This window comes from Exiguobacterium sp. 8H (assembly GCF_902506255.1).
GTDB lineage: Bacteria > Bacillota > Bacilli > Exiguobacteriales > Exiguobacteriaceae > Exiguobacterium > Exiguobacterium profundum.
Genome location: NZ_LR733429.1, coordinates 2,211,722 through 2,234,048 on the forward strand (window position 1 = coordinate 2,211,722; position 22,327 = coordinate 2,234,048).

Below are 22,327 nucleotides of genomic sequence, written 5' to 3' on the forward strand. Positions count from 1 at the left end.
GAAAAAGGAAGAATTGGATGAATATTTCAATTATCACGGTCGGCAAACTGAAAGAAAAATATTTAAAACAAGGAATTGCCGAGTATACAAAGCGGCTGTCTGCCTACGCAAAAGTGCAGGAAATCGAGGTCTCAGACGAAAAAGCACCCGAGCATTTGAGTGAGGCAGATATGTTACTAGTAAAACAAAAGGAAGGCGAACGTATTTTGGCGAAGATATCCCCAGATACGCACGTCATCGCCTTGGCGATTCAAGGAAAGCAGCGGACGAGTGAAGAGTTCGCCCGTGAACTCGATCAACTCGCGACGTATGGAAAGAGTAAAATCGCCTTCGTTATCGGAGGATCGCTCGGTTTGTCGGACGATGTGATGAAGCGAGCCGATGATACGATTTCGTTCTCGAAGATGACGTTCCCCCACCAACTCATGAAGCTCGTGTTGTGTGAACAGATATATCGGGCATATCGGATCAATCGGAATGAGCCGTATCACAAATAAACGTTATTTCTGAGGTATAGATATTAACGAACTCTCTTCTCTTTGTTATTTACGTGAAGCAAATGAATTTGACAAAAGCGAAGAACGTGACTATTCATGAAAATCATCTAAGTTGGACCTCAAATTTATGTTGCTACTGGCTATTAATACAAAATTTGAGGTCATGGATGATATACGAATCACAAAAGTTTGGTTGTGCACTGTAGATTACACTGAAATACGCTTCGCTACTCTATCTAAAAATCTTTTTCTTCGATGATCTTTCCCACTACTCGTAAACGGACTATTCAACCATTTCACATTTTTAAGTCCAATCCCTTTGAATGTTCTACGAATAAGAGTTCCTTCAATGGGATTCCCGGCCAAAAATTTTAAATACCACGTTGGCACTTCCGAAGTAGAAATGACAGTAGTTTTTTTAATATGAGTAAGTAATCCTTTCAATCCAGTAGATTCCTCTACATAGGCAAAATTTTTTAACATGACCTTGTCAAGAAACCCTTTCAAAATAGCTGGAACATCAAACCACCAAACAGGGAAGATAAAAACTAATTCATCACTGTCGCTTAGCATCTCCTGATATTGATTCACTAAGGGATCTCGGGATTGACCTTGCGAATAAAGAGATAAGTCAGATTCACTTAAGACAGGATTAAATTGATCCTTATTTAAATCAATGATTTGGTAATCTTTTTTCCGACGGACTAACTGTTCAATTGTTGTATCCATAATAGATTTATTGAAACTACCATGCCATGGATGAGCAAGAATGATTGTTGTTTTCATAGGTAACCCTCCTACTATTTTTAGAATTTAAATAACCTTTAATTTGAGCATATGCTTTTATTTGAACAATTGCTCAAATAATATATCTGCAATATAATGTTAGTGTAGACGCTAGGTCAATAAGTAGAGAGGTATTTATACAAATCCCTCATTTTGTACAAATTAAGGAGTACTTATGCTAAAGCAACAACCTATAAATATGAATTCTAAGAGATCAATCAATCTTTTAGTGAATACTATGTTGGAATTAATACATCGAACGAATTTTACGAATATCACCATATCAGAACTTACTAAAACTGCGGGATTGGCGCGAAATACATTTTATGCTCACTTTGATACGAAAGAAGATGTACTAACCTATCATATGTATCATATATTTCGACAGAGGATTCAACTTGCCTCAACAGAAGCGAAACAGGAGCAACTTGATTTCGATACGTTGTATTTTGAAATATGGAGTGACAACATCGAGTTTTTAAATCTCTTAAAAGAAAATGATTTACTTCCGATTTTAAATCGCTTTGAGGAACATTTCGATTTACTTTGTACAGATTTTCAAATTTATGAGAATTGCAATGTATCTGAAAAAGCAGAAGTATATGCGAATGCGGTATACGCGGATTCATTAGCAAGTATTGTGAAAAGGTGGATGAAGACCGGCATGAAAGAAACTCCACAAGAGTTAAGTAATATTTTTAAAGAGTTTATACGATGAACATTGTTTACGAAATTTGCTCGGACTCTAAGCATGATTACGGAACTAAAAAAGCAATTGGCGACGAATAATACTAAATGGTGAGTAGGTGGGTCTAAAAACCATCTACTTTTTTATTTGAAAAACTAATTTAATTGAATAAAAATTAAATTTATAGAATTAAAGTAGGTATAATATGTATATGAAGGGTTCATTACATAATTTTAGAAGGCACTTGAATACATAAAAAGGAGATTGATTATGAAAAGAATGATTGGGAGAGTCTCATTCGTTTTACTCACACTCGTCTTGATTGGTGTCATTGCGATTGTAGTGATCAAGCCAGGTGTATTTTCAACTAATCAACAGGCTGATGTATCGCTCGTCAAAGATCGACTCGTCGAATTGACGGAGTTGACAACGTTAAAGTATGAATACAGCAACGTCATTGTCAGTCGAAACACGACATCCGTATCGTTGATCGGATTAAAAGATGTCAAACTAGCGGAAGCAATCAAGCTGATTGAATACTCAGGATACCTCAAGGCGGGTACGGACCTCTCTAACATGGAGGTCTCTTACAATGACACGACTGAGAAATTGACTGTCACTGTACCTCACTCAACCATTTTAGACAACGTAGCGAATACGGATGATGCTGTAGTGACAGATGTAAAAGGGACACTTTTTTCTGACTACCCCTCGCAATTGATTTTTGATGAAATCAATAAAGAGAAGGCAAAAATGGAAAAGACTAAGATTGACCAGGGCTTGCTGACAGAGGCGGATAAACGCATTGAAGCGTTCTTGACAGAGTTTTTAAAGAATAGCGGTTATGAAACTGTAGCAATCGAATTCAAATAATCGTTATATCATGATGACGCGATAGGTTGAGAAGATGGTGCCAGAAGTGTACGAGGCAGAACCACTCGATTTATAACTCGAATATGTTTTATCATCTCCTGAGATCGCATCGTAACGATGTGGTCTTTTTCATGCATAAAATCGCTCAACTCCAAGCTTTTCCTCCTATGAAGAATTGAGGATTTCGAAAAATTGTGATAGAATCACAAGGCAAATGATTATCATTATCAGTCAATAAGAATAGATGGAATCGAACAGTTGAGTGAATGTGAAAGGATGAATACAATGAGCACGCTTGAAGCATATAATATGGCATTTCGAAATGGATTGGAACTAGAGGACGATGTGGTCCTTGAAGAGATGAAGCTCGGGGAATCAACGGAGTGGGATTCGATTGGACATATGACCCTCATCGCTGAAATCGAGGATGCGTTTGACGTGTATATCGACTCGGATGAAATGACGGAGTTCCATTCGTATCAGTCTGGTATCGCGTTGTTGCAACGTCTCGGTGTGGACATCCAGTCATGACGCTTTTTCAAACACTCGAGCAGTACACGAATCGTGAGGCGGTCTATGCGGACCGCTCTTATTCATATAAAGAGATGTTAGAGGTCGGGGACTCGATTTGTCAAGAAGTCGGCGAACGGTCGCTCGTCTTCTGTCTATGTGCCAACCGGGTCGAGTCGCTCTTCGGGTATGTCGGTTTCCTTCGGGGACGCGTCGTACCCGTTTTGTTGGACGCGGATATCCCAGCCGAGCAATTACAGAAGTTGATGGAACGGTATCAACCGACGCACGTCTGGGCTCCTGAGACGAGGGAGGATTTGGCGAACTCGTTGGATGCCTTCTATGGCTATGGTGGCTACGCCTTATTTGAAACCGAAACATCGGTTCGCCACCAACTTCATGAGGAGCTGGCCCTTTTGTTGACGACATCAGGTAGTACCGGAAGTCCGAAATTTGTTCGTCTTACTTATAAGAACCTATCAGCAAACGCCACATCGATCATCGACTATCTCGACATCGATCAGACGGATAAACCAATCACGACTCTGCCGATGAACTATTCGTATGGACTCTCCATCATCAACAGTCATCTGTTAAAAGGAGCGACCCTCATCCTGACAGACCGCTCGATCGTTCAAAAAGAGTTTTGGGAGCTGTGTCGTGCCGAGCAGGCGACGACGTTTGGTGGGGTACCGTTTCATTATGAGATGTTGAAACGATTGAAGTTTGAGACGTACGACCTCCTCAGTCTGAAGAAGTTGACGCAAGCCGGTGGCAAGTTAGATCCGAAGCTTGCGCAGCACTTCTCAACAGTATGTGAAGAGAAAGGGATTCAATTTTTCATCATGTACGGTCAGACGGAGGCGACGGCCCGGATGTCGTATTTACCGGATCGGATGCATGCGAAAAAAGCCGGTAGCATCGGAATTGCCATCCCTGGTGGAACGCTCACGTTGCGTGACGAAGCCGGAAATGACATCAAAGAGGCGAACGTGACAGGCGAGTTGGTATATCAAGGCGACAACGTGTCGTTTGGGTATGCGACCTCGTTAGCGGACCTTTCAAAAGGTGACGACAATCACGGTGTTTTACGAACAGGTGACATGGCGTATCGCGACGAGGATGGATATTTCTTCATCGTCGGCCGAATCAAGCGCATGATCAAACTGTATGGCAGTCGAATCAGCTTAGACGAAGTCGAGGCGCTCCTTCGAGAGCATGGACATGATTGCGTCTGTGCCGGAGAAGACGACCAATTATACGTGTATACGTTACAGGATGACGTCGCACGCATTCAAAAAATCATCAAAGAACAAATCAAGGTGAAAGGTGTTCGGGTGATGCAGATTGACGAGATTCCACGTAATTCGTTCGGAAAGATTCGTTATGCCGCATTGCCGAAGCGAGAACTTGTGACCACCTGATCGTCAGGAATCGGTACATCGTCAAGTTTCATAACATCAGGTGGTAAATATGACTTTTATTTCGATTGAATTTCTCTTATTTTTAACATTCATCGTTGGAACCTATTACGTGGTTCCACATCGATATCGGTGGGTGCTCCTTTTGTTGGCGAGCTATGTCTTTTACGCCACGTTGAGCGTTCAATTCATCCCGCTCCTGCTGATCAGTACTGCCTTTACGTACGTCATCGGGATTTTGATCGAGAAGCAAGAGAGGAAAGAACAGAAAAAACGGCTCATGTGGGTCGGTGTCTCGGTGCTCGTCTTCTTCCTCGGCTGGTTCAAATATTTTAATTTCGTCAATGATTCGCTCCGTTCGTTCGCCGCATGGAGCGGATTTGATTATGACGTCCCGTATAGAGAAATCGTCTTACCGTTGGCGATTTCCTTTTATACGTTCCAGGCCATCAGTTACGTGGTGGACGTCTCGCGCGGGAAGCAAAAAGCGGAGCGTCATTATGGCTATTTCTCGGTCTATTTTGCCTTCTTCCCGCAACTTGTGGCGGGTCCGATCGAGCGGGCGAAAAAACTGTTGCCGCAGTTGAAGACGGAGCAACATCTCGACTATGACAACATCAGCTACGGCATCCAGCGCATCATTTGGGGTTTCTTCAAGAAGACATTGATTGCCGATCGGTTGGCCCCGATTGTTGCAAGTGTGTTCAATAGCCCGGACCCGACCGGTTCGGAGATTGTGCTCGCGACGATGTTGTTCTCGATTCAATTGTTCGCGGACTTCTCGGCATGCAGTGACATCGCCATCGGCTGTGCACGCTTACTCGGGATTCGCTTATCGGAAAACTTCAAGCAGCCGCACTTCGCCGTATCAATCGCCGACTTCTGGAACCGCTGGCATATCACGCTTTCGATGTGGCTACGGGATTATATCTTCATGCCGCTCGCAAAAGGAAAGAAGAAGCGCGAACAGATTTATGGTGCCATCCTTGCAACGTTTTTAGTAAGTGGAATTTGGCACGGAGCCGCATGGAACTTCGTTTTATGGGGACTCATTCATGGAATCTATCGCGTGTTCGGTGACCATACGAAACAGCAGCGTGAAAAAATGGCGTCATGGGTCGGATTTGACCGTGTGCCGACACTGCATCGGTGGTGGAAAATCGCCATCACGTTCCAGCTCGTCTGCTTCTCACGGGTATTCTTTCAGTCGCACTCGATGGCAGAAGCGTTCTCGCATGCCAAACTATATGTGACACCGTCTTCGTGGGCACCGTCAGGCATGATGCAGGCGATTCAAATGTTCTCATTGCTCGATTTGATCATCTTCCTCGTCGTTTTTGTCGTCGTTCACTTGTTCCAACATATTGAACGGTCGAATGGATCGGCTTGGGACTGGATGGCGCGTCAGTCTGCGGTGACGAGCGTGGCCATCAACTTGTTCTTGATTGTCTCGGTGTTCTTGTTTGGCGTCTCGAGCCAAGGATTTGTATACGGTGGGTTCTAAGATGGATGGAAAGGAATTAGCATGAAGCGTTTAGGAATCAAAATAGGTGTCGTGTTACTCGTCATCATCGCAATCTTCATTCCCGTCAACGAGTTCGTGAAAGAGTCGTGGGAGTATAATAATAACCGAGCTGTCCTTGCCTTCAAGGAAGACCCTCACCCGGTCGACATCATCAATCTCGGGACGTCCCATGCGATGTACGGTTATTCATTCAAGTCGCTTGGATTGTCGCATTTGGATTTGGCGTTACCGAGTCAACCGATCGAATATGACTTGAAGATGTTGAAAGAATATGATGAACATCTGAAGCCAGGTGGGGTCGTGATTGTCTCGTTATCACAAATCACGTTCAGCAATTCGGACGTCGGTCGGAAAGAAAATTACTATCGCGTGTTGAAACGGGAAGACTTGGAGTCGGTCAGTTGGTTCAACTACTATACGCACGAACGCTTCCCTGCATTAAACAGTGGGAGTGCCTACGCTGCCATTTCCCGGGAAATCCGAGATTTTCGCTTTGATGTGCATAAGCCATGGGAGAATGGGGGGCTGAACTATTCCGAGCGTAAGTATGAGGAAGTCGCCGCTCAATACGAGAATGCCGTGAACAATCACAAGATTGAAGAGAATATGGCACATTTACAAGACATCATCGATTACTGCAAGAAGCAAGGCTATCGTGTCGTCTTAGCGATGGAGCCGGTCCATTCATCGTATCATGCGTATTTTGACGAAGCGATCATGGAACGTCTCGTGTTTCAGCACCTAGAGAAGCTGGATTTAGATGTTCCTTTCCTCAATTACATGGGGGATGAACGGTTCATTCACAAACAATCCTTCTTCCATAACCCGGACCATTTGAATGGGGACGGGCGAACGTTATTGTCTACGCTTGTTTATGAAGATTTGAAGCGGTTGGGGTATGTACAAGGAAAATAATCTGATCTTCATTCAAAAAACGATGCTCGCAAAAGTCCAAAATACCGCTAGCATAGATGTATATGTAATAAATACAGTCTTGCCTGACACTTGTTGCTTAGAGAAACGTTGGAATAATCGATTGGCAATCGTCTGACCGATGACGACAGATAGAAAGATAATCACCATTTCAGTGAATAGTGAAAAGTCGTTACGGAAAATAAACATCATTGCGACAAAGAGAATCATGGAACTGGCTAGCGTGATGAAGAAACGTTGTTTATTCAAGTGAATCTCTCCTTTCTCTCATTGATACGTGTATGCTGAAGAAAAGATTCAACGAAATGGGGGATGGTTCCAATCGAAACAATCTATTTAGCCGGAGGATGTCTATGGGGCGTCCAGGCATTCGTGAAGACGTTACCCGGCGTCCTCTCGACCGAAGCAGGTCGGGCAAATGGGACGACGGACACGTTGGATGGGGAATATGACGGATATGCGGAATGTGTCAAAACGACGTTCGATCCGGATGTGGTGACGGTCGAAAAATTGATGCACTATTTATTTGAAATCATCGACCCATACAGCATCAATCAACAAGGAATCGATGTCGGCGAGAAGTATCGGACGGGTGTCTACAGTGAGGAGTCACGACACTTGATGGAGGCGCAAGCGTTTATTGATCGACGACCGGATGCGGATCGAATTGCTGTTGAAGTGAAGCCGCTCACGAACTATGTGCGAAGTGCGGACGAACACCAGGACCGTCTGACGCGTTGTCCGGACGATTATTGTCATATCCCGAAAGACTTATTAACAAAATATCAGAACGTTTAATTATCAAAGGCGTCTCTTCTGAGATGCCTTTTTCATTTTTTTTCCAAATGAGTAAAGCCAAATGGACGAGTTTCATGTCTAATGAGTGTAAGGGAAAAAACGAAAAGGGGGGACGTTCGATGAAACGTCTCATTCAGAAAGCGCAACGAGGTAATGATCAAGCGTTCTTAAAGATCTTTCAGCATTACGAGGCCGACCTATATCGGATGGCCTACGTATACGTCAAAAATCCGGATGATGCGCTCGACGTCGTGCAAGAAGTCGCTTATCAAGCATTTAAAAAGATCGGGACGTTACGGGAACCACAATTTTTGAAGACGTGGTTGATGAAGATTGCCATCAACTGTGCGCTCGATGTCATGAAGAAGAGGCAAAATGTGATTCATTTGATACCGGAGTTTGAAGAGTCAATTGGAAGTATGGAAACGGATTACGCGATAACGATGACACTCGCTGACATGATGGATTCCCTTCATGAGGATGAGCGCAGCGTGGTCGTGTTGAAATATTATCAAGACTACACGTTTCAACAAATTTCAGATTTATTGGAATGGCCGATTGGGACGGTGAAGACAACTTTATATCGAGCTGTCGATAAATTGAGACGAGAATGGAAGGAGGTCGATTGCTATGGATCGTGAGATGAAGCGAGTGTTGGCAGACATCGAAATTCCGGGTGAGCTACGGGAGCGGGGGCGCCAAGGTGTGAAGCGAGCGAAACAAGAAATGCGCCGGGAACCAGGATTTATCCGTCGGCGGTTGATGACGGTCGGAATCGCAGCGGCACTACTCATCCCTACTGGTGCATTCGCTTATCAATCCCTCTTGGCGGATGAGTTATACGGTTCGTTTGACGAGATGAAAGTACATATCGTCAGTGCTACTTTAGAGAAATACTTGTTATTGGACGCCAAATTGAATCAAGCGAAAGGAGTATTGGGTGAGGCAGAATATAAAGAGTTCGAGCGAGGTCTGAGCAACTTCACGGATACGCGAATCGCTTATGGAAATACGAACGGAAATGTCGATTATGAAGCGATTCCGAAGGCGGAACGAGCGGAAGTGAAGCAGGCACTTGCTGATCTTCAGCCATACTTCGATCAATTGAACGATCAGCCTGCTGCACGTGATGTGTTGACTGCTGAAGAATATGACGCATATATCGAAGCGCTTATGCGAGAAGAATCGATTCGAGTACGTGCTGGGGAGTATGTCGAAGACATGCCGGATGAGTTGCGACAGTCTTATGAAGAGGCACTCGCGATTATTCGAGAGGTCAATCGGAAGCAACAACAAAACTAGTCATGGTTCATAAGGATGGGAAAATATGTTATCTTCATCATGTTCTAATTCAGAAAATGAAAAAGAGGTACAAACATGTTCACATTCGGAATCATTGGTGGTGCAAGTCTTCTTTTAGTGGCGTTCGTCTTCGGCGTGACATATCTTGTCATCCGATCCATTGTAAAAATGATGAAAAAGTAAAAGAAGGAGGTGGTCACTCAAATCGAGTGATCAACTCCTTCTTTTTACGTCCGTTCGAGAACATTCACGAGCATCTGATGGATGACAGTATGATCGTTCGGGTCATGAAGCTGATAGGGACTGCCGGGGAGCGTATATACATCTTTCGCTCCGACGTACGTGATGTGGAGTGTCAAGGAACCATCTTCCTGACACGCCGTCGTCAGTTCCAACTCACCACTGATGACACCGACTTCTTCCGTCATGACACCGTGGGTTGCCTTAAAGATCGAAGTGATTTCGTTCATTCGAAGACTCCTTTTCTAACTCAGTAACTGCAAGCATTGATGGCTGTCGTGAGTGCTGACTTCTCTGCTGATTGAAGGCTCAAGCCCCAACGACTCTTCGTTTCGACCCACATCTTCGCATACGCACAGCGAGCGCCGGTGCGAGGGGGTTGCCATGTCGACGGATCTTGGTCTCCTTTTGAGCGGTTCGATGAAGCGGACACCGCAATCAATTGAGGACCGTTCAAGTCGTTCGCAAAGCTTTGACGTTTTGTCGTCGTCCAGCTGCTTGCGCCAGAGCGCCATGCTTCAGCGAGCGGAACGACGTGGTCGATATCAATGTCAGAGGCTGAGGTGAACGTGATTCCGTCATAGTAACTGTACCATGAGCCAGTCGCAACCGGACATTCGTCAACGACCGAGTCAGCATCTCGTTTCAAGACGATGTGACGCGTGTTACAACCGCTTCCTTGACTCGACCAGTGCGGGAAGAGGTCACGACTATACCCCGTCATCGACCCTTCATTTTTGACAGTGAGGGCATTCAGTTTCGTGAGCGCGTCCGCTTTCGATGGGATGTTCGGTGGGAAAGCAGAGACTGGTGTAGCGTCAAACGATGCGGAAATCCAGACGAGCAAGGCGACAAGTGCGACAGACATAAGTTTCTTCAACATATAAAGCCTCCTACTATGTATTTGGAATGAACACTTGTCGAGCAAGTGGGCAACCTTTCATCAAACAACTAGTGAGACAAACATCACGCGATAAATTCAACTTGATCATACACAGGACGATTTTGAAAAAGTGTGAAAATCTGCAAAATGATTAGAAAGACTATCGCAAATCCTTCTCTAGCATTAATGGACAATCCGGTGTTATTTCTTTGGAACTAGTGAGCGATCAGGACTGGTATAATGGGTGACATGGATGGAGAGAAAAGAAGAGGTGGATGGAATGAACAAGAAAGAGATTGCGGCGATTCGCCGACAGTTTAAAGTAAATGCGACAAAGCTAAAGATTGCTGACTTATATACGATTTACATCCGACAGGAAACGAATGAGATTTATTACGAAGAGTTGCGTCCGTTCCCGTTCTTAGAAGAAGAGCAGCAGGAGCTGTTTTTGACGAACTTCAAAAAAGTGCTCGGTGGAAAACTTGATGAAAAACTGTTCGAAGTGAAGTTCCAATATCCTGAGGAAGGTCAAGTCGACCATACGCAAGGCTTGCTGTATGAAGGACTTCGTACGGAAGAGACCGACGTCTGGACGGACTATATGCAACGCATCGCGTTGAAGATGGTGAAAGACACGCCGTTTGAGAAGGATATGGTCGTGACGTTCATCCGGGGGAATTATAATAAGCCGACGAACCGGTACTCGGAAGAGTCTGAGATTCACGCGAACGATGAGGTGTATACGACGAAGTTCATCCTCGGCAGCATCAGCCCGACAGAGCTTCCGAAAAAATCACTCGTCTTTGACTTCGTCGAGCGGGAGTTCAAAGCCAGCTTGATTGTGAATCCGATCATCAAACTCGAGGCGCCGATCGGCGGATTCTTATTCCCGTGCTTCACGGACAACGCGGCCGATGTGAACCATGTGCTTTATTCGGCACACAAAGCGCATCAACCGGATATGACGTTCATTGAGAACGTGTTGAACGGTTCGGAGATTGTCACGGCAGTGGAAGAGAAGGCGGTCTTCGAAGAAGTGGTCAAAGCGGTCATCGGAGAAGAAGTCAATTCCCGGACTCTCGCGACCGTTTATGATGAGATCAATCAAATCATTGTCGCCGAAGAAGAGAACGAACAGGAAGAAGAGAGAGTAGCGATGCTCGACTCCCGTGCCGTCGAGGTCGTCTTACGGGCGAGTGGTGTGGAAGATGTGACGACGGAGAAAGTCGAGCAGGCGTTCAAGCAAGTCGTCGACGATACGAAATATGAGATGAAAGCGACGAGTGTCGTTCCGAAGTATACGTCAAAATCAATCAAGATTAATACAAAGGTCGCAAATATCTCGGTCAGTCCGCAAGACTTGAAATACGTGAAGCAGGTGAACTATAAAGGGAAACCGTGCTTGTTGATTGAAGTGGAAGAGGAGACGGAGATTGAAGGGTTCAAACTCATCTCGGAAGAGTCGTTAGACTAACTGTGGGAAAATTGTTGCATCCGTTCGAGTCGATGAGAAGAATCATGTGTCTATTTCGGGATACACAGGGGATGTTCAAGATTTTCGATTCCAGCAATGAATCCAAGACACAACTCTTGGGCTCTTTTTTGACAATCGATGTGACTTTAGCAGTGGAAGGAGGGAAAGCCCTGTACATAGCCTAAGCACCGTCGGGGATATGGTACGACCGGAGAGGATGTAGGTGATTATTTTCTAACATCCTTTACATAGATGAAGCTCAACTTACTATTCTCGGAAGGTATAAAAACCCTCTAATGTAATGAGTAACAAATAATTATAGTATTAAAAATGACTCAGTAATAATACCGGAGTCATTTTTTGAATTTATTGATCAGAATTTTTATTGGTACGCAGTGTCGATGTATTCATCTTTTCTTATGGCCTTGGCATAATAAGTTACTCTTCCAGTAGGTGTGCCATAATGATATTCGGTCGATTTAATATGTTGGAATGTAAAATCTCCTCGCACTCCTAACTTACTGTATCTACGAGCGTCTGCAGGGAAGGTAGACGATACTGAAACCGAATGAGTGAATCCGGTACTTAAAGTGAACTCTTTATATTTGTAACTACCGTTCACTGAGTAGGTTTTATTTGTAGTTAATACATGCGAGCTAACTTTTCTCCATTCAGGTGTTCCGCTATGATAACCAATCCATAGCTTTGAAGCATTCTTAGTGCTTATAACTTCAGGTTTCGTAATATATCCTCCAGTACTAAATGTTTGGTAGTTGCTAGGCGGTGAATATGATTCGTAATCTTCTTTCGATTGGAAAAACAGAATTTCTCCATTGTCTAACACTTTACTATAAGGATACTCAGATAATTCTGGGGAGATATTTTGTATAACGTCATTGAGATCTACAGTATCTATCTTTTCTGCGTTAGCAAAATCTACATTCGCTCCCCAAAACAAAAAAACGATAAAAGTCATGATAAATGTTTTTTTCATATTACCTCTCCTTGTTAATTTTTAGAGTATTTCGTGTGCGCTTCCACACTTATATGGTAATATAAGGTAGTGAGATATCAACTGAAAGGTGGATAATTATGAAAAATTTGTCATCTGTGATTTTGCTATGTTCCTCTTTATGGATGGGTATTTATTTATATGGAGAATATGCTGTTAGTTCTGTCAAATTTGATATTTCTTTAGTAACATTTCCGGTAGCGCTTTTTATATTGTCTATCGTATTCTTTTTATCTCCTAAAGAAGGTTTTCAATCTAAAGAACATAAATTGAATGATTAATTAAGAATTCAGAAAAAACTCAATCATCTATAGAAAAACAAGGGAAAAGAGCATAAGGATAAACTGCTATCACTTTCTGTGATAGACCAGGCAGGACCTAGGGGGTTCCGTGATATCGTCAAAACTCCGGAAACGGCACGAAATATACCGCTTTTTTTATTCGTCTTTCGCAACGTACTTAATAGGAAGGGGGGAAATTACTCTCCCCCTTTTTATTGGTTTTTACATATCAGAGTTCTGCATTCGCTCTTAAAACGAGTAGGTCCATCTAGCCGATGCAACAAAGTAGATCGGTCACCAATGCGGTTCCATAATGTGAGTGAGGAAGGTTGAATTCGAACTTTGATACAGGTATGATGCAGGTGAAAACGTTTTCTAAAAGCCATATTTTTTTAGTGTTTATCGAAAGCGCTTTCGGAATTTGTGAAACAACAAAAAACCTCAAAGACGAATATCATCTTTGAGGCTAGATTTGTATTACTTACGCGCTTTGCTTACTTTGAGTTTCTTCCCTTTGACCGGTGTCGTCTCCATCGCTTGAAGGACGATCGAACCTTTTCCGTTCAGGATATCGACGTAAGTCATTTGATCATTGATTGTGATGATTCCGATGTCATCAGCAGATACGCCAGGAATTTTGGCGATCGTTCCGACGAAGTCGACGGCGCGAAGTTTTTTCTTCTTCCCGCCACTGAAGTGAAGCTTCATGATGTCTTGATTGATACGAGCCGTCTTGTTGTTTCGAACGACGCGTCGTCCGCTCAACTTCTGCTCGAAGGCATCTTGGTTAGCCGCGACTTCCGCTTCTGTCGGCGCATCGATCATCGGAATCTCGAATTGAACGTATGATTCAATCGCGTTGATGAGACGTTCTTCCTGACGGGTCATGAGCGTGATTGCCGTTCCTTGTTTGCCGGCACGTCCGGTACGACCTGTACGGTGCACGTAACTTTCTTTTTCGACAGGAACGTCATAGTTGATGACGAGTTCGACGTTGTCGACATCGATTCCACGTGCTGCGACGTCTGTCGCGACGAGGTAGCGGAAGTTACCCATCTTGAAGCCGTTCATGACGGCGAAACGGTCCTCTTGCTCGAGTCCGCCGTGGAGGCGCTCAGCCGAGTAACCGGCTTTGTCGAGCTCGGCGTACACCGTATCGACGTTCTCCTTCGTCCGACAGAAAATCATACAGCTGTCCGGGTTCTCGACGACCGTGATGTCTTGAAGCACAGCCAGTTTCTCATTCCGGTGAACCGGGAGGAGGCGGTGCTCGATTGTCGAAGCGGTCATGCCGGTCGATTCGATCGCGACACGTGCCGGAGCATTCATATGCTTCTGGCAGAGACGTTCGATATCTTGTGGGAATGTCGCTGAGAAGACCATCGTGACGCGGTCTTTCGGCAACTGTTGAAGAATCTTCTCGACGTCAGCGAGGAAGCCGCGGTTGAGCATCTCGTCCGCTTCATCGATGATCAAGTATTCGACGCAGTCGAGTGAGAGGGTCTCACGCTCGATATGGTCCATGACGCGACCTGGCGTACCAACGACGATATGTGTCTTTTGCTTCAACTCTTCACGCTGTTTCGAGAACGGTTCTTTCCCGTAGACGGCAGTCGCTTTGATTCGTTTGAAACGTCCGATGTTCGTCATGTCTTCCCGTACTTGAACGGCGAGTTCGCGTGTCGGTGTCAAGACGAGCACTTGTGGTTTGTTTTCGGCCCAGTCGATGAGCTCGATGACCGGAATTCCGAAAGCAGCTGTCTTTCCGCTTCCGGTCTGTGCTTTGACGATTAAGTCTTCACGCTTGAGCGCACGCGGGATGACCTGCTGTTGTACCTCAGTCGGTGATTCGTATTTCATAATGCCTAGCGCGCGCGTAATCTCGTCGCTCAGGCGATAATCAGTAAATTGTTGTTTGTTCATGGGTAACCTCATTCTTTCGTGAAAACTTCTGCTTCAGAAAATTTCAATGTCTATTTGCAATACAGTCCATTATAGACCGAAAGGCATTAGGAAAGCCAATTTCATATAAAAATAAGTACTGGTGAAAGGGGTCTACATATTGAAACACAGTTATGAAAATCTCATGGATTATTTGAATCAGCATCAGCAACTTACGAGAACAAACCACCTCGAAACCGTCATCAAACCCATACCGGATGCAGACCGTACCGGCGATCTTGACCCACGTGTCTTTGCGACGTTGACCGCAAATCATTCTTCGCACGATGAACCGGATACAACATTTGACCTCGAGGTGGCACGCGCCAGCATGGGGTGGCCGAACCGGGATCAGACGACGACTGATATCAAAACCGAGTATCTCATGATTCCTAGTGAGGACGGTGACATCCCGGTTCGTCTGTATCGTCCGCATCATACTGAAGCCATCCCAGCCATTCTCTTCTTCCATGGTGGCGGCTTCTTCGGAGGCACGCTCGAGACGGTTGAGAATCCTTGTAAGTTGCTCGCGGAACGAGCGAACGCGGTTGTCCTCTCCGTCGATTATCGTCTCGCCCCGGAGCATCCGTTCCCGGCCGGATTGAATGACTGTTACCGCGCTTTGGAATGGGTATATGCCAACGCGACGGAGTTGAACGTCCTTCGTGATCAAATTGCTGTCGCAGGGGATAGTGCTGGCGGTAATTTGGCAACGGCTTGCTGTCTGATGGAGCAAGAACGAGGGGAAGGACGCATTTGTTATCAAGCGCTCGTCTATCCCGTCGTCAATCTGGGTTCGATTCCGACAGATGATTTTAAATGGGCGCTCGATGCTTATGATATCTCGCATCATCACGACCTAATTCGAGGTGTCGTGCTCGCCCTCGCCGACTCGGATTCGCTCTTAAATGACCTCTATCTTCAAGGGGAGGTGGATGTCACGCATCCGCTCGTCTCACCATTATTCGCAGACGATGTCTCAGGCCTACCACCGACTTTGATTGTGACGGCGGAGTACGATTACTTACGACTCGAAGGGGAGGCGTATGCGCGGAAACTGGCACGAGCGGGTGTCCCGACACGCCTCATTCAATATCGGGGGATGGACCATGCCTTCATGGACAAGTTGGGAGACTATCCACAGGCAGACGATTGTATGAATGTAATCGCAAAAGGACTTAAGGAGCTGACGAAATGAAACAGTATACATTGGATTGGACTCGTTATGAGGAATTGGCACGTCAAGCGGTCGCGGAAGGTGTCGTGTTAGTCAAAAACGAACAGAAGACCCTCCCATTACAGTCAGGGACGAAGCTCGCCGTATTTGGTCGTAGCCAGTTCCATTACTACAAGAGCGGTACGGGCTCAGGCGGGATGGTGAACGTCGGACATGTCACGACGCCGCTCGAGGCATTGCGCGAGCGTCCAGATATTCATATCAATGAATCGCTCTATGCGACGTATGAGGAATGGGTGAAGGAGAATCCGTTCGACCAAGGTGTCGGTTGGGCCGGTGAACCGTGGTCGCAACAGGAGATGGACGTAACGGACGAACTCGTCGAACAGGTGGCACAAGAATCAGATGTCGCCCTCATCATGATTGGACGTACGGCAGGAGAAGACCGTGACAACACGGCCGATCCGGGTAGTTACTTATTGACGGATATCGAACACACGATGATCGAGCGCGTCACGAAACGCTTCGACAAGACGGTCGTCGTGTTGAACGTTGGGAACATCATCGACATGAAGTGGGCGAAGGAGCCGAGTGCCATCCTCTATGCTTGGCAAGGTGGGATGGAAGGTGGAAAAGGACTCGTCGACGTGCTCGTCGGAGATGTGAGTCCTTCCGGGAAACTGACGGATACGATTGCTCAATCGATTGAAGATTATCCGTCGACGAAGAACTTTGGTCATGCAGATAAAGGCATTTATCAAGAAGACATCTATGTCGGTTATCGCTACTTCGAAACGTTCGCGAAGGAGGATGTCTTATATCCATTCGGATTCGGACTGTCTTACACGACGTTCAAAACGGAGGTAAAGCATACCGCAGAAACTGATGGTGTCCTGACGGTCGAGGTGGAAGTGACGAACGCGGGTGAGTGCGATGGGAAAGAAGTCGTCCAACTCTACGTCGAGAAACCGCAAGGGAAGCTCGGGAATCCGCTCCGGTCATTGGTGGCGTTCGAGAAAACCTTGCTTCTTGAACCGGGCGAGCGCCAAATCCTTTCTTTCAACGTCCAGATGACTGACTTTGCGAGCTATGACGACTCTGGCGTGACGGGTTATGAATCGAGCTTCGTTTTAGAGGCAGGAACGTATCGGTTGTACGTCGGAACGGATGTGCGTTCGGCTACACTCGCTCTCGAAGTCGAGCAACAGGAGCAACGTGTCCTCGAGACGTTAAGTGAAAATATGGCGCCCGTCCTCCCGTTCGAACGGATGAAACCGATTCAGGGCGAAAAAGGATTTGAAGTAGGCTACGAGTCGACGCCGCTTCGCGCCGTTGACGTGGAGACGCGCTATTTGGAAGAACGTCCTGAGAAGCGACCTTTCACAGATGACCAAGACATCAAATTGAGTGATGTGTATCATGGAAAGGCTTCACTCGACACATTCTTAGATCAATTGACGGATGAAGATTTGGCTGCGATTGTCCGCGGACAAGGGATGAATTCTCCACGCGTCACACCGGGGACGGCAGCGGCGTTTGGTGGCGTATCCGACCGGTTGAACGAGCTTGGGATTCCAGCGGCATGTTGTGCCGATGGTCCATCAGGCATTCGCATGGATATCGGGACGAAGGCGTTCGCGCTTCCGAACGGGACGCTTTTAGCTTCCACGTTCAACGTCGACCTCGTCGAAGACTTGTTTGAGATGACTGGGCTTGAGATGCGAAAAAACCGCGTCGACACGTTGCTCGGACCAGGGATGAACATTCACCGTAACCCGTTGAATGGTCGAAACTTCGAGTATTTCTCGGAAGATCCGCATTTGACTGGGAAGATGGCGGTCGCTCAATTGAACGGCATGCATCGTGTCGGGGTGACGGGAACGCTCAAACACTTCAGCGCCAATAACCAAGAAGCGCATCGTCACGATATCGACTCGGTCGTCTCGGAGCGGGCGTTACGCGAGATTTATTTGAAAGGGTTCGAGATGGCGGTGAAAGAAGGACGCGCATCGTCCATCATGACAACATATGGCGCGGTCAACGGGATCTGGACGGCCGGTCTATACGATCAAAATACGCGTATCTTACGTGATGAGTGGGGCTTTGAAGGCATCGTCATGACAGACTGGTGGGCAAAAGTGAACTTCCGTGAGGATGAGTCGGCCAACCGTCAAAATACGGCAGCGATGGTTCGCTCACAAAACGACTTGTACATGGTCGTCGACCGTCCGGACCTCAACTCGTTCGAGGATAACACGATGGCATCACTCGAAGAAGGGAGTGTCACACGGGGCGAGTTGTTGCGGAGCGCGCGTAATATTTGTACGTTCATCTTGAAATCACCGGCGATGGAGCGTCTTCTCGGGATTCATGACGGTTCAGTCGAGGTGCTCGGCTTTGAGGATGAGATGAATCAACAGGATACATTTGAGTTGGACTATCAACATCTCGAAAACGGGGAACATGTGGATTTGTCAGGAATCGATACCTCGACCGGAAACACACACGTCTTCGCTATCTCGGTCGACCAAACGGGGACGTATGACATCACGTTGACTGCCCGTTCGAACGCGGGAGAGTTGGCACAGATGCCGGTGACATTGTTTGCGAACAATATCCCGGGTGCGACGTTCACGTTTAATGGGACGGACGGAGAATGGGTGACGCAGACGAAGCAGGTCTTCTTCTTGAACCAGCATAATTATCTCCAGCTCTATTTCGCGTTAAGCGGCTTAGAAGTGAAGGACGTGTCCTTCACGCTCGCAGATGAATTCAGTATGAAGAACGGCTGAGCTGCCCTTTTGCCGATTCATTGAATCCGGTATAATCAAAAGAACGACACATCGCAAAGGAGGCGCATACCCGTGGAAAATCGGCTTCGATTTTCTAGGTCTTCACGCACTCATGCAAAGCCATTTGGACGAAAGGCGATCACTTGCATGGGGCGAAACGAATACCTTGATCGCTTGATTTTAACGTAAACCACTTGGCTTTGCTCCCTTATCGGATTGGATTCATTCAATAAGGAGCGAGGTATGATGAAGTACGTCAATGCGCAACAAATCCTGCCAGAACGATTGTTGCAAGAGGTGCAACAATACGTACAAGGTGAAACGTTATATGTGCCGACCCCGACTGACACGAAACGGAAATGGGGGTCGGTCAACGGTGGAAAACAATTACTTGATGAACGAAACGAAGCCATACGCGCAGCGTTTCGGAACGGAGAGCGAATCGAAAATCTGGCCATGTCCTATCATTTGGCGACGCACACGATTCGAAAGATTGTATACCGTTCGAAATGAATGAGGTACGACTAGTTCGCTAGTCGTGCCTTTTTAGGTCGACTATATTTCTTAATCAAAGTGTACACAGTAAGGAAGCATTGTTTCCTGTAAACTGAGAATTAAGGAAGGGGGCGACAAAATGTCAGATCCATTTATTCAAAACGAACAATATAATCTCATCAAAGAACAAGTGATGCTCGTCAAAGAGAGTCGAATGCAAAGCTTGCCGCCTTCTGTCTTGCGAGCAGTCATCGACTTGGCACAAGCGAAAGTGATGTATGCATTCCCTGAGGCAACGACTGAACAACTGAAGCTGTTACAGTTCACAACGCTACAGACGAACGAAGCGTTCGACGAATATATGCAACGATTACGAGAATGGGTTCAACCATTTCCCGTTATTTCTGCCGAGCAACTGAAGAGTTTGTTCCCGAAACAAAAGAAGCTTCGCTTACCGGAGTTATCCGATGTTGATTTTGGACGACTCACGTATCTAGGTTGGAACGATGGACGTTCCAATCAAAAGTTGATGATTTGCCAATACGAAGGTCAATTGATTGGCATTGCATGTAAACCGAGTACGAATACGAAGAAAAATATATGTGCCTTTTGTAATCAGTTCACGGATGTGACGTACTGCGTTACGATCACCAAAGCGAAACAAGCGAAAAATCCGGACTATTACAAAGCCATCGGCACATATGTATGTGTAGACAGTAAGACGTGCAACGAACACATCACGAGCCAAGAGGCTTTGCATACTTTTGTTCATACAGCATTGCAGACCTGACAACCCAGTCAGGTCTTTTTATGTTAAACCAACAAAACAAATCAAGCGGCATGGTTTTCAATTTTATTCACGAGCAGTCTGTTCATTCTTTAAAATGCTTCTAGTGATTTGATTGTATGTCTGAGTACATCCACGTCTTCATTTTCCCAGCCCAATCGATTTACTGCATTAATAAACTGTCGTGTTGCTTTAATAAGAGTAACCTTCAGTTCTTTAATTAAAACGATACCGATTTCCGTCTTCATTTGACCATCTTTAATAAATGATAATTCGAGTTCAGACAAAGATATCTTTTTGGCGGATATAGAAAGGGGACCATCCATAAATGGAAACGAATGAACGGATGCCACTGGAGCGAACAAAAGTGCTCGACAGCTGTCACTCCACCATTTTAAAAGGACAGCAACGAAATCAGACCATCCTACTCCCGGGAAATAATCGTATGTATCAATGACAAAGTTGATTTCGCCAATAATTTGACCAGAGTATGTTAACGAATCAAGATTAATCTCGATGAAAATTTGATGACACATCATTGCTCACCTCATCCGTTTTTGAAAGATTACTACTAAGACCATCTTACTCGAGCTATACGAAGTACGAAACGATGAGTTGAATTGACAGAAGTTGTCGTATGATAGACAGACAACCATGATTCGATTAACGATGGGGAAGCGGATGAAACACGCAGTGATTTTTGACATGGACGGAACATTGTTTCGGACAGATTTGATTTTGGAACGGGCGCTAGATGAAACGTTTGATCATTTACGAAGTGAAGAAAAATGGATAGGTCCGACACCGATTGATCAATATCGGAACATCATGGGGGTACCGTTGCCAGTTGTTTGGAACACATTGCTCCCACAATACGATGAACAAACTAGAGAAGAGGTCGATGCCTATTTCTTAAAACGACTCATCAAAAACATCCAAAACGGGAATGGTGGATTATATGCAGGGGTACTCGAACTGTTTGAACAATTGCATCAAATGGGGCATTCCATCTTCGTCGCAAGTAATGGTTTGGTGGACTATTTACAAGCCATCGTCACGCACTATGAATTGGACCGTTGGATCACAGCAACATATAGCATTCAACAAATCGACACGTTGGATAAGGGCGATTTAGTGGCTGAAATCGTGAAGAAGTATAAGATTCAGGATGGCTTCGTAGTCGGAGACCGATTATCGGATATCATGGCTGCACAAGCGAACGGACTCATTTCAATCGGCTGTCGTTTTGACTTCGCACAAGAAGTAGAGTTACAAGAAGCGGATTACGTCGTGAATCACTTAGCAGAAGTTCTCGATATCGTTTCGAAGGAGACAGCTTCGCGATAAGTGAATCGATTTCAGGGTTAGATTCGTAAGTAAAGGACTACAACAAATCGGAGGGATCATCATGCACACGCTCTACATGAAACAAAAAGTGTTAAGCTTACGCGGACGTTTCACCATCAAGGATGCGGACGGACATGACAAATATTTCATCGAAGGTAGCTTTATGAAGTTTCCAAAATCATTCGAAATCAAAGATACGAACGATCAGACGGTCACGACGATTACGAAAAAGACATTCAGTTTCTTGCCGAAGTTTTTTGTGGAAGTGGACGGCGCAGATATGATGACCATTTCGAAAGAGTTTTCATTTTTCAAACCAAAATATTCGATTGATGCGGCAGGCATTGATGTCCAAGGCGATTGGTGGGACATGGATTTTGATGTGACGAAGGATGGACATTCGATCGGAAGTGTACAAAAGAAATGGTTCTCATGGGGAGATAGTTACGAGATTCGTGTCGAAGAACCGGAGATGGAGCACCTTCTTATCTCTATCGTCGTAGCTATCGATTGTGCGAAAGCGGATCAAGCAGCGTCATCTAGCGCAGCCACATAAAGGGGAGTA

General features: G+C 45.5%; 25 protein-coding genes. 18 read left to right on the plus strand and 7 right to left on the minus strand.

What is annotated here, in order from left to right; translation table 11 throughout:
* Positions 1–17 precede the first annotated feature (17 nt).
* Entirely contained in the window at positions 18–497 is a 480-nt protein-coding gene (gene rlmH / locus GVY43_RS11485; RefSeq protein WP_074034007.1) for a 23S rRNA (pseudouridine(1915)-N(3))-methyltransferase RlmH, read from the plus strand.
* Between the two features lie 207 nt (positions 498–704).
* Here the strand turns inward: rlmH and GVY43_RS11490 are convergent, their stop codons facing one another.
* Positions 705–1,283, minus strand: a complete 579-nt coding sequence (locus GVY43_RS11490) for an NAD(P)H-dependent oxidoreductase (RefSeq protein ID WP_159563200.1) — start codon at positions 1,281–1,283, stop codon at positions 705–707.
* Positions 1,284–1,458: 175 nt separating this feature from the next.
* Between GVY43_RS11490 and GVY43_RS11495 the strand changes: the two genes are divergently transcribed.
* From GVY43_RS11495 to GVY43_RS11520, 6 genes are all read left to right on the plus strand, one after another.
* Complete coding sequence (locus GVY43_RS11495; RefSeq protein WP_159563201.1) at positions 1,459–2,001, plus strand: TetR/AcrR family transcriptional regulator; 543 nt, start codon at positions 1,459–1,461, stop codon at positions 1,999–2,001.
* A gap of 240 nt (positions 2,002–2,241) precedes the next feature.
* Positions 2,242–2,844 (plus strand): DUF4230 domain-containing protein, encoded by a 603-nt coding sequence (locus GVY43_RS11500; protein ID WP_159563202.1) that lies wholly within the window; start codon positions 2,242–2,244, stop codon positions 2,842–2,844.
* 285 nt (positions 2,845–3,129) lie between these two features.
* A complete protein-coding gene (locus GVY43_RS11505; RefSeq protein ID WP_015880247.1) occupies positions 3,130–3,375 on the plus strand; it encodes an acyl carrier protein in 246 nt (81 codons plus the stop codon).
* Positions 3,372–4,778, plus strand: coding sequence for an AMP-binding protein (locus GVY43_RS11510; RefSeq protein ID WP_159563203.1), 1,407 nt, complete (start codon positions 3,372–3,374; stop codon positions 4,776–4,778). Before GVY43_RS11505 ends, GVY43_RS11510 begins: the two co-directional genes overlap by 4 nt.
* A 49-nt stretch (positions 4,779–4,827) precedes the next feature.
* Positions 4,828–6,279 (plus strand): MBOAT family protein, encoded by a 1,452-nt coding sequence (locus GVY43_RS11515; protein WP_159563204.1) that lies wholly within the window; start codon positions 4,828–4,830, stop codon positions 6,277–6,279.
* A gap of 21 nt (positions 6,280–6,300) precedes the next feature.
* Positions 6,301–7,215: a hypothetical protein gene (locus GVY43_RS11520; protein WP_159563205.1), complete on the plus strand. Its 915-nt coding sequence runs from the start codon at positions 6,301–6,303 to the stop codon at positions 7,213–7,215.
* Positions 7,216–7,227: 12 nt separating this feature from the next.
* Here GVY43_RS11520 and GVY43_RS11525 read toward each other — a convergent pair whose 3' ends face one another.
* Positions 7,228–7,482, minus strand: a complete 255-nt coding sequence (locus GVY43_RS11525; RefSeq protein ID WP_159563206.1) for a hypothetical protein — start codon at positions 7,480–7,482, stop codon at positions 7,228–7,230.
* 72 nt (positions 7,483–7,554) lie between these two features.
* Between GVY43_RS11525 and GVY43_RS11530 the strand changes: the two genes are divergently transcribed.
* The 3 genes from GVY43_RS11530 (at position 7,555) to GVY43_RS11540 (ending at position 9,333) form a co-directional block, all read left to right on the plus strand.
* Complete coding sequence (locus GVY43_RS11530) at positions 7,555–8,031, plus strand: peptide-methionine (S)-S-oxide reductase (RefSeq protein ID WP_159563668.1); 477 nt, start codon at positions 7,555–7,557, stop codon at positions 8,029–8,031.
* Positions 8,032–8,150: 119 nt separating this feature from the next.
* A complete protein-coding gene (locus GVY43_RS11535; RefSeq protein WP_159563207.1) occupies positions 8,151–8,672 on the plus strand; it encodes a sigma-70 family RNA polymerase sigma factor in 522 nt (173 codons plus the stop codon).
* On the plus strand, positions 8,662–9,333 hold the full coding sequence (locus tag GVY43_RS11540; RefSeq protein WP_159563208.1) for a DUF3600 domain-containing protein: 672 nt from the start codon (positions 8,662–8,664) through the stop codon (positions 9,331–9,333). Before GVY43_RS11535 ends, GVY43_RS11540 begins: the two co-directional genes overlap by 11 nt.
* A gap of 227 nt (positions 9,334–9,560) precedes the next feature.
* On the opposite strand, the gene GVY43_RS11545 is transcribed toward GVY43_RS11540, so the two are convergent.
* Positions 9,561–9,803, minus strand: a complete 243-nt coding sequence (locus tag GVY43_RS11545; RefSeq protein ID WP_031424128.1) for a hypothetical protein — start codon at positions 9,801–9,803, stop codon at positions 9,561–9,563.
* 20 nt (positions 9,804–9,823) lie between these two features.
* Complete coding sequence (locus GVY43_RS11550; protein ID WP_074035207.1) at positions 9,824–10,456, minus strand: HNH endonuclease family protein; 633 nt, start codon at positions 10,454–10,456, stop codon at positions 9,824–9,826.
* Positions 10,457–10,736: 280 nt separating this feature from the next.
* Here GVY43_RS11550 and GVY43_RS11555 point away from each other — a divergent pair, with 280 nt between their 5' ends.
* Positions 10,737–11,930: a DUF4317 domain-containing protein gene (locus GVY43_RS11555; RefSeq protein WP_015880257.1), complete on the plus strand. Its 1,194-nt coding sequence runs from the start codon at positions 10,737–10,739 to the stop codon at positions 11,928–11,930.
* Between the two features lie 382 nt (positions 11,931–12,312).
* Here GVY43_RS11555 and GVY43_RS11560 read toward each other — a convergent pair whose 3' ends face one another.
* The gene (locus GVY43_RS11560; protein WP_074035206.1) at positions 12,313–12,924 is read right to left on the minus strand and encodes a hypothetical protein; all 612 of its coding nucleotides are present in this window, start codon (positions 12,922–12,924) and stop codon (positions 12,313–12,315) included.
* A 98-nt stretch (positions 12,925–13,022) separates the two neighbouring features.
* Here GVY43_RS11560 and GVY43_RS11565 point away from each other — a divergent pair, with 98 nt between their 5' ends.
* On the plus strand, positions 13,023–13,223 hold the full coding sequence (locus GVY43_RS11565; protein WP_159563209.1) for a hypothetical protein: 201 nt from the start codon (positions 13,023–13,025) through the stop codon (positions 13,221–13,223).
* A 477-nt stretch (positions 13,224–13,700) separates the two neighbouring features.
* On the opposite strand, the gene GVY43_RS11570 is transcribed toward GVY43_RS11565, so the two are convergent.
* Positions 13,701–15,146 (minus strand): DEAD/DEAH box helicase, encoded by a 1,446-nt coding sequence (locus GVY43_RS11570; RefSeq protein ID WP_159563210.1) that lies wholly within the window; start codon positions 15,144–15,146, stop codon positions 13,701–13,703.
* Positions 15,147–15,285: 139 nt separating this feature from the next.
* Between GVY43_RS11570 and GVY43_RS11575 the strand changes: the two genes are divergently transcribed.
* From GVY43_RS11575 to GVY43_RS11590, 4 genes are all read left to right on the plus strand, one after another.
* Entirely contained in the window at positions 15,286–16,362 is a 1,077-nt protein-coding gene (locus GVY43_RS11575; protein ID WP_236548956.1) for an alpha/beta hydrolase, read from the plus strand.
* Positions 16,359–19,133 (plus strand): glycoside hydrolase family 3 C-terminal domain-containing protein, encoded by a 2,775-nt coding sequence (locus GVY43_RS11580; protein WP_159563211.1) that lies wholly within the window; start codon positions 16,359–16,361, stop codon positions 19,131–19,133. The genes GVY43_RS11575 and GVY43_RS11580 overlap by 4 nt, the downstream gene beginning before the upstream one ends.
* A gap of 246 nt (positions 19,134–19,379) precedes the next feature.
* Entirely contained in the window at positions 19,380–19,646 is a 267-nt protein-coding gene (locus tag GVY43_RS11585; RefSeq protein WP_159563212.1) for a CD3324 family protein, read from the plus strand.
* A gap of 121 nt (positions 19,647–19,767) precedes the next feature.
* A complete protein-coding gene (locus tag GVY43_RS11590; RefSeq protein ID WP_159563213.1) occupies positions 19,768–20,418 on the plus strand; it encodes a FusB/FusC family EF-G-binding protein in 651 nt (216 codons plus the stop codon).
* An 89-nt stretch (positions 20,419–20,507) separates the two neighbouring features.
* Here GVY43_RS11590 and GVY43_RS11595 read toward each other — a convergent pair whose 3' ends face one another.
* A complete protein-coding gene (locus GVY43_RS11595; RefSeq protein ID WP_236548957.1) occupies positions 20,508–20,951 on the minus strand; it encodes a hypothetical protein in 444 nt (147 codons plus the stop codon).
* A 145-nt stretch (positions 20,952–21,096) separates the two neighbouring features.
* Between GVY43_RS11595 and GVY43_RS11600 the strand changes: the two genes are divergently transcribed.
* Together GVY43_RS11600 and GVY43_RS11605 are read left to right on the plus strand one after the other, a co-directional pair.
* On the plus strand, positions 21,097–21,762 hold the full coding sequence (locus GVY43_RS11600; RefSeq protein ID WP_159563215.1) for an HAD hydrolase-like protein: 666 nt from the start codon (positions 21,097–21,099) through the stop codon (positions 21,760–21,762).
* A 61-nt stretch (positions 21,763–21,823) separates the two neighbouring features.
* Positions 21,824–22,318 (plus strand): LURP-one-related/scramblase family protein, encoded by a 495-nt coding sequence (locus tag GVY43_RS11605; protein ID WP_159563216.1) that lies wholly within the window; start codon positions 21,824–21,826, stop codon positions 22,316–22,318.
* The last annotated feature ends 9 nt before the right edge of the window (positions 22,319–22,327 follow it).